13 protein-coding genes and 1 other RNA gene are annotated in these 12045 nt (G+C 58.9%); 9 read left to right on the forward strand and 5 right to left on the reverse strand.

The window, feature by feature from the left end; translation table 11 throughout:
- Nucleotides 1-28 precede the first annotated feature (28 nt).
- The gene (locus ALO64_RS25690) at nucleotides 29-181 is read left to right on the forward strand and encodes a hypothetical protein (RefSeq protein ID WP_002551570.1); all 153 of its coding nucleotides are present in this window, start codon (nucleotides 29-31) and stop codon (nucleotides 179-181) included.
- Nucleotides 182-226: 45 nt separating this feature from the next.
- On the opposite strand, the gene ALO64_RS13205 is transcribed toward ALO64_RS25690, so the two are convergent.
- From ALO64_RS13205 to ALO64_RS13215, 4 genes are all read right to left on the reverse strand, one after another.
- Complete coding sequence (locus ALO64_RS13205) at nucleotides 227-838, reverse strand: 5-formyltetrahydrofolate cyclo-ligase (protein WP_002551571.1); 612 nt, start codon at nucleotides 836-838, stop codon at nucleotides 227-229.
- Between the two features lie 94 nt (nucleotides 839-932).
- A non-coding RNA gene (ssrS, locus tag ALO64_RS24330) (6S RNA) lies at nucleotides 933-1111 on the reverse strand.
- Between the two features lie 30 nt (nucleotides 1112-1141).
- On the reverse strand, nucleotides 1142-1471 hold the full coding sequence (locus ALO64_RS13210; protein WP_003317331.1) for a cell division protein ZapA: 330 nt from the start codon (nucleotides 1469-1471) through the stop codon (nucleotides 1142-1144).
- The gene (locus ALO64_RS13215) at nucleotides 1468-1677 is read right to left on the reverse strand and encodes a TIGR02449 family protein (protein WP_002551573.1); all 210 of its coding nucleotides are present in this window, start codon (nucleotides 1675-1677) and stop codon (nucleotides 1468-1470) included. The genes ALO64_RS13210 and ALO64_RS13215 overlap by 4 nt, the downstream gene beginning before the upstream one ends.
- Nucleotides 1678-1827: 150 nt before the next feature.
- On the opposite strand from ALO64_RS13215, the gene ALO64_RS13220 reads away from it, so the two are divergent.
- From ALO64_RS13220 to ALO64_RS13235, 4 genes are all read left to right on the forward strand, one after another.
- A complete protein-coding gene (locus ALO64_RS13220; protein ID WP_044344818.1) occupies nucleotides 1828-2382 on the forward strand; it encodes a YecA/YgfB family protein in 555 nt (184 codons plus the stop codon).
- Between the two features lie 75 nt (nucleotides 2383-2457).
- Entirely contained in the window at nucleotides 2458-3792 is a 1335-nt protein-coding gene (pepP, locus tag ALO64_RS13225; protein WP_044344819.1) for a Xaa-Pro aminopeptidase, read from the forward strand.
- Nucleotides 3789-4976, forward strand: a complete 1188-nt coding sequence (gene ubiH, locus ALO64_RS13230) for a 2-octaprenyl-6-methoxyphenyl hydroxylase (protein WP_002551576.1) — start codon at nucleotides 3789-3791, stop codon at nucleotides 4974-4976. The genes pepP and ubiH overlap by 4 nt, the downstream gene beginning before the upstream one ends.
- A 51-nt stretch (nucleotides 4977-5027) precedes the next feature.
- Nucleotides 5028-6266, forward strand: a complete 1239-nt coding sequence (locus ALO64_RS13235) for a 2-octaprenyl-3-methyl-6-methoxy-1,4-benzoquinol hydroxylase (protein ID WP_044344820.1) — start codon at nucleotides 5028-5030, stop codon at nucleotides 6264-6266.
- Between the two features lie 48 nt (nucleotides 6267-6314).
- On the opposite strand, the gene ALO64_RS13240 is transcribed toward ALO64_RS13235, so the two are convergent.
- The gene (locus ALO64_RS13240; RefSeq protein WP_044344821.1) at nucleotides 6315-7307 is read right to left on the reverse strand and encodes an AraC family transcriptional regulator; all 993 of its coding nucleotides are present in this window, start codon (nucleotides 7305-7307) and stop codon (nucleotides 6315-6317) included.
- A 635-nt stretch (nucleotides 7308-7942) separates the two neighbouring features.
- On the opposite strand from ALO64_RS13240, the gene ALO64_RS13245 reads away from it, so the two are divergent.
- The 4 genes from ALO64_RS13245 (at nucleotide 7943) to ALO64_RS13260 (ending at nucleotide 12005) form a co-directional block, all read left to right on the forward strand.
- Entirely contained in the window at nucleotides 7943-9226 is a 1284-nt protein-coding gene (locus tag ALO64_RS13245) for an MFS transporter (RefSeq protein WP_004666525.1), read from the forward strand.
- A 214-nt stretch (nucleotides 9227-9440) separates the two neighbouring features.
- Nucleotides 9441-10022 carry an alpha/beta hydrolase gene (locus tag ALO64_RS13250; RefSeq protein ID WP_044344822.1) on the forward strand — a complete coding sequence of 194 codons (582 nt, stop codon included), beginning with the start codon at nucleotides 9441-9443 and terminating at the stop codon, nucleotides 10020-10022.
- Between the two features lie 79 nt (nucleotides 10023-10101).
- A complete protein-coding gene (locus ALO64_RS13255; RefSeq protein WP_002551580.1) occupies nucleotides 10102-11052 on the forward strand; it encodes a sigma 54-interacting transcriptional regulator in 951 nt (316 codons plus the stop codon).
- A 170-nt stretch (nucleotides 11053-11222) separates the two neighbouring features.
- A complete protein-coding gene (locus ALO64_RS13260; RefSeq protein ID WP_002551581.1) occupies nucleotides 11223-12005 on the forward strand; it encodes a MetQ/NlpA family ABC transporter substrate-binding protein in 783 nt (260 codons plus the stop codon).
- Nucleotides 12006-12045 lie beyond the last annotated feature (40 nt).

Consider the following 12045-nt stretch of genomic DNA (forward strand, 5'->3'; position numbering starts at 1 on the left):
GTCTACACCCTCCTAAGGAGGGCAGTCAATGAAACGCAAGCCTGATTTACTCTGGATTCTGGTTATTCTGTTTGGCTTGGGTGTCGTGACAACCGGTTATGCGCAAAGCTTATGGACCAGCAAGGATGACGCTCCAGTCGAAATCACTCAACAACAGCAAAAAAACCCCGGCAGGCATTAAGCCCTGCTTCTGCTCTGATCGTTGATTGCCCTGTTGGCTGAACGATCAGAGTATCTGTGTCAGATACCAGCCTTTATCAGATACCGTGCCTTGCAGCGGTACATCCCAACTGGCCTGCGCCAGTCGATCCACTTTCTGACATTCGTGAGCCAGCCCGAGTAGAACCGGTTTGCGCCAGGCCTTTCTGCGCGCCAGATACGCCAGGCTGCGGTCATAAAACCCACCGCCCATGCCCAGGCGACCGCCTTCGTTATCGAACCCTACCAATGGCATAAGCACCAGATCGAGTGCCCACACCTGGCGTTGTTTCGCACGGTTGATGAGAGGCTCGGGAATGCGGAAGCGATTGGGGATGAATTTCTCGCCGGGACGCACGCGCTGAAAAACCATGCGCGTGCGCGGCCATGCATTGAGCACCGGCAGGTAAGTGGCCTTGCCGCGTCGTTGTGCTTCACGCAGTAACAGCCTAGGGTCGATCTCGCCATCCATCGGCAGGTATAGCGAAACATGCCGGGCACGTCGGAACAGCGGATGCTGCGCCAATTGGCGGTAAACATCGCGGGCGGCTGCGCGTTGCTGGCTGCGACTCAACGCCCTGCGTGCCTTGCGTAGCTGGCGGCGCAGTTGCGGACGTGTAAGCGATTGGGCGCTGATCATGAGCAGAAGGTCATGCAGGCTGATCCGGGAAGGGTGTTGAAACCAAGGCAGGATCGTCGTTGCCAGACAGCAGGGCTGGCAACGAACTGAATATGGACTCCCCGACGAACCGCTGTCGGTTTAGCCCTTGAACCCGAAAGTTCAAGGTGGAGATTGCAGGAGGTTTTAAGGCTTTCCGTCGAGCGGACATGCACACCAACCCCAACGTGCAACCCCCGTGGTTGTGCGTATCGGCTCAGGGACATGACCGACTGGCAAGCACTCCAGGGAGCAGCGCGAGTATACAGAAATGCCCCGCAATAATCAGCCCCGAGTTGAATCCGGTGTGCCGGGCGTGTCTGTGGCCAGCACCAGATCGACCTTGTCGAGCAGATCGCGGACCTGTTCGCGAGTCGAACCGCTGGTCTGTACGTCAGGCAAATGTTCTTTATGCAGCAGGTCGTGAGTGATGTTGAGCGCGGCCATCACGGCGATGCGATCGGCACCGATGACTTTGCCGCTGCTGCGGATTTCACGCATCTTGCCGTCCAGATAACGGGCGGCGCTGACCAGGTTGGTGCGCTCTTCCTGAGGGCAGATGATCGAGTATTCCTTGTCGAGGATCTGAACGGTAACGCTGTTGCCATTGCTCATGAGTCTTGCTCCAGGGCTTTGAGGCGCGAAATCATTGACTCGACCTTCTGCCGGGCGATTTCGTTTTTTTCAATGAGTTGGGCGCGTTCCTCGCGCCAGGTCTTTTCCTGAGCTAATAGGAGTGCATTTTGGCCTTTAAGTTGCTCGGCATACTTCAGGAGCAGCTCCACACGTTTCATCAGCGCTTGCAGGTCGGTGTCTTCCATTGTTTTCCACTGAATACTTTCTGATGAATGGCAGGGGAGGCGATGCTTGTGCTCAAGCTCGAACCGCCGTCCGGGTGATCTTGTCGCGCGGATAGTCTAGGATACAAGGCCTTCATTCTAGACATTGCGCCGTTTGGCGACTAGCTACCCATGCCCATTCAGAATTCTCCGTACAAAGCGTTCGCCACTCTGCTTAACAGTGGCGGTCACCAGGTATCCCCTGCCGAGCTGCATGGCCTGCTGCTGGGGCGCAGTTGCGCAGGTGCCGGTTTCGATAACGAAGGTTGGTTTGCCGATGCTTCGGTGCTGCTGGAAACCGAGCCGCAAGACAATATCCGCCAGGCGCTTATCGGCTTGCAAGAGATGGTCAAGGGCGAACTCACCGGTGACGACATGGCCGTCGTGCTGTTGCTGCCGGGCGACGATGAGCCTCTGACCGAGCGTGCTGCCGCGCTGGGTCAATGGTGTCAGGGATTTCTGGCAGGCTTCGGTCTGGCCATTGGCGACAAGACGCTCGGCACCGAAACCAAGGATGTTCTTGAGGATCTGGCGGCCATTGCCCAGGTGCAGGATGCACTGGACGAGTCCGAAGACGGCGAGACCGACTATATGGAAGTCATGGAATACATGCGCGTAGCGCCATTGTTGCTGTTCACCGAATTCAATGAGCCTGCTGCGCCGCAACCCAAGCCTTCTCTGCACTGATTGCCCATCACTGCGATACCGGCCCGCGCTGACGACAGTGCGGCCCGGTAGACTCCATCAGGACTCCTGCTGCCCATGATTCAGATCCCGAAGTCCGAATACGCCCGCCGCCGCAAGGCTCTGATGGCTCAGATGGAGCCGGACAGCATCGCCATCCTGCCTGCTGCTGCGGTTGCCATACGCAATCGTGATGTCGAGCATGTCTACCGGCAGGACAGTGACTTTCAGTACCTGAGCGGCTTTCCCGAGCCGGAAGCGGTGGTGGTGCTGATTCCCGGACGCGAATATGGCGAGTACGTTTTGTTCTGCCGTGAACGCAATCCCGAGCGCGAATTGTGGGAAGGTCTGCGCGCCGGACAGGAAGGCGCGATCCGCGATTTCGGTGCGGACGATGCATTCCCGATCAACGACATCGACGAAATTCTGCCGGGCCTCATCGAAGGCCGTGACCGGGTCTATTCGGCGATGGGCAGCAACCCTGAATTCGACCGGCACCTGATGGACTGGATCAACGTGATCCGCTCCAAGGCGCACCTCGGTGCCCAGCCGCCCAAGGAATTTGTCGCGCTGGATCATCTGTTGCACGACATGCGCCTGTACAAATCGGCGGCCGAAATCAAAGTCATGCGCAGCGCGGCGGACATCTCTGCGCGTGCCCATGTGCGAGCAATGCAGGCCTGTCGCGCAGGACTGCACGAGTTCAGCCTGGAAGCCGAGCTGGATTACGAATTTCGCAAGGGCGGTTCGAAGATGCCTGCCTACGGCTCGATCGTGGCCTCGGGGCGCAACGGTTGCATCCTGCATTACCAGCAGAACGATGCCGTTCTCAAGGATGGCGATTTGGTGCTGATCGATGCGGGCTGCGAAATCGACTGCTATGCCAGTGACATCACCCGGACGTTTCCGGTGAGCGGCAAGTTTTCTCCCGAGCAAAAAGCTATCTACGAGCTGGTGCTCAAGTCTCAGTATGCGGCTTTCGAGGCCATCGGCCCCGACAAGCACTGGAACCAGGCGCACGAAGCGACGGTCCAGGTTATTACCGCAGGGCTGGTCGAGCTGGGTTTGCTGCGAGGCGACGTCGATCAGTTGATCGAGACCGAGGCCTACAAGATGTTTTACATGCACCGTGCCGGGCATTGGCTGGGCATGGATGTGCACGACGTCGGCGAATACAAGGTCGGCGGCGAGTGGCGTGTACTGGAGGTCGGCATGACGCTGACTGTTGAACCCGGGATCTACATATCCCCCGACAATCTGGACGTCGCGAAGAAATGGCGAGGTATTGGTGTGCGAATCGAAGACGACGTGGTTGTAACCAGGCAGGGCTGTGAAATCCTGTCCGGTGGCGTGCCCAAGACCGTCGCCGAGATCGAGGCGCTGATGGCGGCTGCAAAGGCACAGGTCGCATGAGCCGCTTTAATATTGCCATCGTCGGCGGCGGATTGGTGGGCGCAAGTCTCGCGCTTTCACTGCAGGCCGGTGCCAGGGCGCGCGGCTGGAAAATCGTGCTCATCGAACCTTTCGCGCCGGGTGAGGCCTGGCAGCCCAGCTACGATGCGCGTTCTTCGGCACTGTCGTTCGGCTCGCGACGCATCTATGAGCGGCTTGGCCTCTGGCAGCAGATATCCCGCCGCGCCGAGCCGATTCTGCAAATTCAGGTCTCGGACCGTGGCCGCTTCGGCGCTACCCGTTTGTCTGCGATCGAAGAGGGTGTTCCGGCACTCGGCTACGTAGTCGAGAACGCCTGGCTCGGTCAGGCACTGTGGGCGGCGCTGGATCGTGATGTCGTCAGTTGGCGTGTGCCGGCCGAGGTCAGGCACATGCAGCCGCTGGCCGATGGTTATCGCCTGAGCCTCAGTGACGAAACCGAACTGGATTGTGATCTGGCCGTGCTGGCCGATGGCGGTCGCTCCAGCCTGCGCGAGCAGCTGGGTATTGGAGTGCGGCAACGGCCCTACGACCAGCATGCGCTGATTGCCAATATCACGCCGAGCGAAGCGCATTGCGGGCAGGCGTTCGAACGTTTTACCGAGGACGGGCCGATGGCGCTGCTGCCATTGCCGGAAAACCGCTGTGCGCTGGTCTGGACGCGTCCGGGCAACGATACCCAGCGCCTGGCCGAGCTGGACGACCGCAGTTTTCTGGAAGAGCTGCAGGGCGTGTTTGGCTATCGCCTGGGCACGCTGCGTCAGGTCGGTGCACGGCATGTCTACCCCCTGGCGCTGATCGAGGCCGAAGAGCAGGTGCGTTCGCATCTGGTGATTCTGGGTAATGCGGCGCACAGCCTGCATCCGGTTGCCGGGCAGGGGTTCAATCTGTCCTTGCGTGACGCCGATGCACTGGCCGGGACGCTGCTGGACAGCGCCGCGCCGCCCGGTGAGTTGTCTACTCTGCAGCTCTACCGTGAGCGTCAGCGTCATGATCAGCAATTGACCGTGGGCTTCTCCGACAAGGTGACACGCCTGTTCGGCAGCTCCCGGTCGGCGGTTGCCACCGGGCGTAACGTCGGGTTGCTGGGCCTGGACCTGTTGCCAGCCGCCAAGCGCTGGTTTGCCCGTCAGGCGATGGGCCTGGGGACTCGATCCGATGTGTGAATCACACACTTTAAACACACAGCTTCGACCGCAAGCGAGAACGGTTTGACCATGGAAACGCGCGCAGATGTGCTGATTGTCGGAGCCGGAATGGTCGGCAGTGCCCTTGCTCTGGCGTTGCAGGGCAGCGGTCTTGATGTGCTGGTGGTCGACGGTGGGCCGCTGAGCGTCAAACCCTTTGACCAACACTCGGCTTTCGAGCCACGGGTCAGTGCCTTGTCGACAGCCAGTCAGCGAATTCTTCAGCGGCTGGGCGTATGGGAAGGCATCGCGGCCCGTCGCATCAGCCCGTACGCGCACATGCAGGTCTGGGATGGCAGCGGCACCGGGCAGATTCACTTCTCTGCCTCCAGCGTGCACGCTGATGTGCTGGGCCATATCGTCGAGAACCGCGTGGTGCAGGATGCGTTGCTCGATCGCCTGCATGAAAGCGACATCGGCTTGCTGGCCAATGCGCGGCTGGAGCAGATGCGCCACTCCGGAGATGACTGGCTGCTGACCCTGGCCGACGGTCGCCAGTTGCGCGCACCGCTGGTGGTTGCCGCCGATGGTGCCAATTCGGCGGTGCGCCGCCTGACCGAAACGCCGACCCGTGAGTGGGATTACCTGCATCACGCTATCGTCACCAGTGTGCGCACCGCTGATTCCCACAGGAAAACTGCCTGGCAGCGTTTTACCGACGACGGTCCCTTGGCTTTTCTGCCACTGGAGCGCGAGGGCGAGCACTGGTGCTCTATTGTCTGGTCAGTCACACCGGCTGAAGCCGAGCGCCTGATGGTGCTGGAAGATGACCTGTTCTGTCGTGAACTGGAGCAGGCATTCGAGGGGCGTCTGGGTCAGGTAGTGTCTGCCGATGAGCGCGTTTGTGTGCCACTGCGTCAGCGTCACGCCAAGCGTTACGTTGCCAGGGGGTTGGCGTTGATTGGCGATGCGGCACATACCATTCACCCGCTGGCCGGGCAGGGCGTGAACCTGGGCTTTCTCGACGCAGCCGTGCTGGCGCAAGTCCTGACCCACGCTGCCGGGCGTGGCGAACGCTGGTCTGACCTGCGCGTGCTGGGCCGCTACGAGCGTCGTCGCATGCCGCACAACCTGGCGCTGATGGCCGCAATGGAAGGCTTCGAGCGGCTGTTTCAGGCCAACCAATTGCCACTGCGCTGGTTGCGTAACACCGGTTTGAAAATGGTCAACCGGATGCCCGAAGCCAAGGCACTGTTCGTGCGCGAAGCGTTAGGGTTGTCGGGAGATTTGCCTGAACTGGCGCGGCTTGAGCCCGCCACTACCCTATAGGGTCGGATGCGGAGCGTCGGCACGATAGTTGATGATCGTTCCTCATGCTCAGCGCACCAATCCGTTGCGATACTGCCCTGGTGTCAGTCCGGTCCAGCGTTTAAAGGCGCGGCTCAGGCTGGTGGTGTCGGTAAAGCCCAGCAGGTAGGCGATTTCGCTCAGCGAGCTTTGCGGATCGTTCATGTGCAGCAATGCCAGGTTCTGGCGGCATTGATTGAGCAGCAGGTCGTAACAGCAGCCCTCTTCGGCCAGATGACGTTGCAAACTGCGCGTGCTCAGGTGCAGGGCTTCGGCGATGGTTCTGACGGTGGGTTCGCCATCCGGCAGAAGGGTTTCGATGGCCGAGCGCACGCGCTGCTCCCAGATCAGCGAAGGTAACGGATCGCCCCTGGATTCCTGCCCGTTTACCTGTACCGGGCCGTCATCCAGGTGGCTGTCGAACTGATCACCGCCAAATTCCAGCAAGTTCTCCTGCGCCGCGAACATCACCGGCGAGCGGAACAGATCCTGCCAGGGCTGCGGATTATCAGGTGCGGGACGTTGCAGATGCACCGCCAGCGGCGCGTAGCCCCTGCCTAGCCGGTTGCGGCAGGTGCGCACATAAATGGCGGCGAATGCATCCAGCAACTCATGAGCGGGTAGCTGACACGATTTCGGCGTGCCGAAGCGGAATTCATAGCGCTCGCCCACCGTTCTGAAGTCCAGCTCCAGAGAGTCCTCAGCCATTGAGCGGTAACGTACGATGCGTTCGAAAACCTCGCGCAGTGAGCCGCTGGCCACCAGCGTATAGCCCAGCGCGTGGAACGACGTGGGGCTGACAAAGCGCGAGACACGCAAACCCAGGGTTGGATCGAGGCAGGCCTGTACCGCTCGCTCCCAGAGGTCGGCGGTGATGTCTGAGGGAAACTGTGCGCCGGGATCACCCAGCATACTCGGGTCTATGCCAGCGCTCTGGCACAACGCGTTGCTATCCACGCCCAAGGCATCGAGCTGCCTGCGCAATGCAGGGGTCCAACTGGCGAGACTGCTTGGCTCAGGCATGTGGACGCCTCTCCCTGACATGAGGTGATTCAGCGTCGGGCTGTGCCGACATGGTTTCGCGGGGCATTTCCGTTGCCTGACGCCGTGACCAAGAATGAAAGCTTTTGTGACAGTTGTACAAGTCTTTAGACACGTTTCTTGCCATCGGGCGGCAATCGTCACGTGTCAGGGGCGTCGGGCAGCGCTGAATAGGTCAAAGCGGCCTATGAATACGCTTTGATCAAGCAGTTGTCGTATAACGAAAAACCCGAGCCTTTTCAGTAAACCTCCGCGGGCCCTTTTCCTGAGGAAGCCGAGCGTTGATGTCATTTGACACTGGCATGGCAAATGACTATAAATGCGCCATGTTGTACGACAACCTAAGACTTGCAGAAAATTACAACCACAAAAATAATTCAAAGAGTAACAAGTCCATGACCAGTCTGATTTCTCAGGCAATAAAAAAGTTTATATCCTCCGTTTTTTCGACTTTTTCGCACGATTATCGGCGAATTACCTCGATAACCCTGCCTGAACCGACCGTAATCTGAAGTTACATAAAACCAGCCGCCTCACGGTCATGGCCGCGGGACGCTCATCGCCAATCTAAAAATAAACAGGGTGAAGAGATGAAAATAAAAGGCATTCGGTGGTGGATGGTGGGGCTGGTAACAGCTGGCCTGGTCGTCAACTACCTTGCACGCAACACGCTGTCCGTCGCAGCGCCGACGCTCATGAGCGAACTGAGCATTTCCACCGAGCAGTACGCGCACATCGTCGTCGCCTGGCAGCTGTGCTACGCCATCATGCAGCCGGTGGCGGGCTACATTATCGACGCCATCGGCACCAAAATGGGTTTTGCGATTTTTGCCATTGCCTGGTCGGCTGCCTGCGCTGCCGCAGCGTTCGCAACCGGCTGGCAGAGCCTGGCCATCTTCCGTGGCATGCTCGGGCTGACCGAAGCAGCGGGCCTGCCGGCAGGCGTCAAGGCCACGACCGAATGGTTTCCGGCCAAGGAGCGTTCGGTTGCCATCGGCTGGTTCAACATTGGCTCGTCGTTCGGCGCATTGCTTGCGCCCCCGCTGGTGGTCTGGGCCATCCTGCAAAGTGGCTGGGAGCTGGCGTTTCTGATTGTCGGTGGTCTGGGTATCGTGTGGAGCGGGCTATGGCTGCTGTTGTACAAGCACCCGCGTGACCAGAAGCGTCTGGGCGATGCTGAGCGTGACTATATTCTCAGCGGCCAGGAATCGCGCCTCAAGGATGCACCTGCCCAGAAAGGCAGTTGGAAACGCCTGTTCAAGAACCGCAATTTCTACGCTATCGCTTCGGCGCGCATCCTGTCCGAGCCGGCTTGGCAAACCTTCAACGCGTGGATCCCGCTGTACCTGATGACCGAGCGCCACATGAACATCAAGGAAGTCGCGATGTTCGCCTGGCTGCCGTTTCTGGCGGCTGACATCGGCTGTGTACTGGGCGGCTATCTGAGCCCGCTGTTTCACAAATACTGCAAGGTTTCGCTGTTCACATCTCGCAAGATGGTCATGCTGTTCGGCTGCTCATGCATGATCGGCCCGGCTTGTATCGGGCTGGTCGAAAGCCCTTACACCGCTATCGCATTGCTGTGCATCGGCGGTTTCGCGCACCAGACCCTGTCGGGCGCACTGTACTCGATCACCTCCGATTCGTTCGGCAAGAACGAGGTGGCCACAGCGACCGGGATGGGCGGAATGTTCGGCTTTTTCGGGGCGGCGGCGTTCACCATGGTGTTCGGCGTGCTGGTCACCAAAATCGGCTACAGCCCGCTGTTCGTGGTGCTGGCGATTTTCGATATCGTCGCCGCCATTGTGGTGTGGACCGTCGCCCGCGAAGTACCGCAAAACGACGAGGCCGTGGCGCTGAGCGTTGACGAATCGGGTTCTCGAACTGTTCCCGCAACCTGAGGCCGTCGTAATCCTGTAACGAAGCGCGGATATTCTCTGCTCTGAAAGTGATTTTTTATTAGAGGCCGTTCCTCGAAGGCAGGGGACGGCTTCTTTTTTTGCCTGACAGCTGATATTCGTTTTAGAAATTAATAAATAGCTTCTTATTCCTTAACGAATATAACTTCCATCCCTATACTCGTCTCATGAACGCATACATGCAGGAGGCGAATCCATGCATAACGAGTCGATCCGGTATCTGATCGTGCCAGGCTGGCAAGGGTCTCCTGATGATCATTGGCAGACCCACTGGCAAAACAGCCTGCCCAACAGCACGCGCGTGGAACAGGCCGACTGGCTCAAACCACGCCGTGAGGACTGGGTGGGCGAGTTGCAACGCATGATTGCAGCGCACAGCACGCCGGTGATCCTGATCGCTCACAGCCTGGGTTGCGTGACAGTCGCGCATTGGGCACAACTCGCACCGCTGGAGACTCTGCGTCAGGTGCAAGGTGCGTTGCTGGTAGCACCTGCTGACGTCGAACGTCCGAATTGCCCGCCTGCATTGCGTAATTTTGCGCCGATCCCTAATGATCTGCTGCCGTTTCCGACACAAATTGTCAGTTCTGACAACGACCCTGCGGTCAGCTCTCAGCGCGCTATGGAAATGGCCCGTCACTGGGGGGCGGAAGTCGGATTTCTGAGTCAGGCCGGGCATATCAACGTCAAGTCCGGTCATCAGCGCTGGGAGCAGGGGTTCGCCTACCTGTACCGGCTGCAAAACCGTCTGGAGCAGCATGCGCGTCGTCGCGCATGAGCGGAGCTTGTTTATCGACCCAACGGGTCCTGTCTTTTAAACGCTTGAGCCGTCGCAAGGGCTCAGGTGGGAGTGTGTCATGAGCTTTCACGAAAATTTCGGTCAGCCGCTGCTGACTTTCCCCGATGCAGAAAAAAGCCCGCTGAGCATTCGTGCCAAGGCGCTGGTATTCATCGACCCGCGCTCGCGCCGTTTACGCGAAGAAATGGAACAGCTGGCGCCTCGTTCGCTGCCGGTCTTGATCCGTGGCGAGTCCGGGACCGGCAAGGAATTACTGGCGCGGCATATTCATCGCGGCAGTGATCGCTCGGGCTTGTTCGTTTCAGTCAACTGCGGTGCCATCAGCCCGACTTACGCCGATGCGGAGTTGTTCGGTTATGCCGCCGGAGCGCACAGCGGTTCGGTCAGCAGTCGGGCCGGCTGGTTTGGCTCGGCCAACGGCGGCACTTTGTATCTGGATGAAATCGGCGACCTGCCACTGCCCATTCAGGTCAAGCTGCTCGCCGCCCTGGAAAACCACGAAGTCACGCGAGTGGGCGCGCACCAGCCGAGCCCGGTCGATGTGCGTCTGGTAGCCGCCACCAGCATCGATCTGGCACAGGCGGTGGCTGCCGGAAAATTTCACGAGCGGCTTTATCACTACCTGAGCGAGGGGCGTCTTGACCTGCCGGCGTTGCGCGAGCAACCGGGCAATATCCTGCCGCTGGCCGAATATTTTGTCGGTATCTACAGCCAGCGCCTCAGCCTGCCTGTGCAACTGATCAGCGAAGACGCGCAGCGCACGCTTGAAGCCCACAGCTGGCCCGGCAACACCCGTGAGCTGGAGAACGTCATTCACTTTGCCTTGCTGGTCAGCAGTGGCGACGAAATTCGGGCTGAAGATATCAATCTGCCGGATATTGCCGCGCCGCTGACGCTGATCGAGCGTCAGGCCAGGTTGTTGGTCAGCAGCGGGGATCGCGAGCAGCTTTGCGCGCTGCGGCGATTGCTCGAAACGGTGACATCGCAGCTTGAGCAGAACCCTGCGTGAAGGCGTGAGACAAAAAGATATAAGTACTCGATTAAAAAGTCTTTTATCGGAATATAAAATCTCGGTAATGTCAGCATGATGTCGCAGGGTTTGGATCGCGCGACGGCAAACCATTGAGTAATAAAGCGTCATTTTCTGATGACGCTCCCGGATTTCGCTAAGGACATTGCATGAAAAAGACGTTTCTGATGACCGCTCTGGCGGCTGCGTTCTCGATTGGCCTGGCTCACGCAGGCGAAAAACTGGTGGTCGGTGCAACGCCCGTGCCGCATGCGGAAATCCTGAAGCTGATCCAGCCGACCCTGGCCAAAGAAGGCGTGGACCTGGAAATCAAGGTCTTCACTGACTACGTGCAGCCAAACGTTCAATTGAGCGAAAAGCGTCTGGATGCCAACTATTTTCAAACCAAGCCTTATCTGGATGGCTTCAACAAGGGCAAAGGCACCAATCTGGTGACTGGCGTGGGCGTACACGTTGAACCGTTCGGCGGCTATTCCAGCAAGTACAAGAAGCTGGCTGATTTGCCTGAAGGCGCAACCATCGCCATTCCAAATGAAGGCAGCAACGCAGGCCGCGCACTGCTGCTGTTGCAAAAAGGTGGCCTGATCACCCTGAAGGATCCGACCAACGCCCTGTCCACGCCAAAAGACATCGCGAGCAACCCGAAGAAATTCAAATTCCGCGAACTCGAATCGGCTGTACTACCACGTGCGTTGAGCCAGGTTGACCTTGCGCTGATCAACACCAATTACGCGCTGGAAGCCAAGCTCAATCCTAAGAAAGACGCGCTGATCATCGAAGGTGCCGATTCGCCGTACGTGAACTTCCTCGTCACCCGCAAAGACAACGCCCACACCGACGCCATCGAAAAGCTGTCGAAAGCGTTGACCAGCCAGGAAGTCAAAGACTTCATCAACAAGAAGTACGACGGCGCGGTACTGCCTGCGTTCTGACCCACTGAGTGTCGTGCGTAATCCAACTATCGTGCGACGC

The sequence above is a fragment of the Pseudomonas meliae genome, assembly GCF_001400515.1.
Taxonomy (GTDB): Bacteria; Pseudomonadota; Gammaproteobacteria; order Pseudomonadales; family Pseudomonadaceae; genus Aquipseudomonas; species Aquipseudomonas amygdali.

Bases quoted from the DNA above. Each gene is read 5' to 3' on its own strand.
- ALO64_RS25690 (WP_002551570.1), top strand. From the start codon at position 29: ATGAAACGCAAGCCTGATTTACTCTGGATTCTGGTTATTCTGTTTGGC.
- ALO64_RS13205 (WP_002551571.1), bottom strand. From the start codon at position 838: ATGATCAGCGCCCAATCGCTTACACGTCCGCAACTGCGCCGCCAGCTA.
- ALO64_RS13210 (WP_003317331.1), bottom strand. From the start codon at position 1,471: ATGAGCAATGGCAACAGCGTTACCGTTCAGATCCTCGACAAGGAATAC.
- ALO64_RS13215 (WP_002551573.1), bottom strand. From the start codon at position 1,677: ATGGAAGACACCGACCTGCAAGCGCTGATGAAACGTGTGGAGCTGCTC.
- ALO64_RS13220 (WP_044344818.1), top strand. From the start codon at position 1,828: ATGCCCATTCAGAATTCTCCGTACAAAGCGTTCGCCACTCTGCTTAAC.
- pepP (WP_044344819.1), top strand. From the start codon at position 2,458: ATGATTCAGATCCCGAAGTCCGAATACGCCCGCCGCCGCAAGGCTCTG.
- ubiH (WP_002551576.1), top strand. From the start codon at position 3,789: ATGAGCCGCTTTAATATTGCCATCGTCGGCGGCGGATTGGTGGGCGCA.
- ALO64_RS13235 (WP_044344820.1), top strand. From the start codon at position 5,028: ATGGAAACGCGCGCAGATGTGCTGATTGTCGGAGCCGGAATGGTCGGC.
- ALO64_RS13240 (WP_044344821.1), bottom strand. From the start codon at position 7,307: ATGCCTGAGCCAAGCAGTCTCGCCAGTTGGACCCCTGCATTGCGCAGG.
- ALO64_RS13245 (WP_004666525.1), top strand. From the start codon at position 7,943: ATGGTGGGGCTGGTAACAGCTGGCCTGGTCGTCAACTACCTTGCACGC.
- ALO64_RS13250 (WP_044344822.1), top strand. From the start codon at position 9,441: ATGCATAACGAGTCGATCCGGTATCTGATCGTGCCAGGCTGGCAAGGG.
- ALO64_RS13255 (WP_002551580.1), top strand. From the start codon at position 10,102: ATGAGCTTTCACGAAAATTTCGGTCAGCCGCTGCTGACTTTCCCCGAT.
- ALO64_RS13260 (WP_002551581.1), top strand. From the start codon at position 11,223: ATGAAAAAGACGTTTCTGATGACCGCTCTGGCGGCTGCGTTCTCGATT.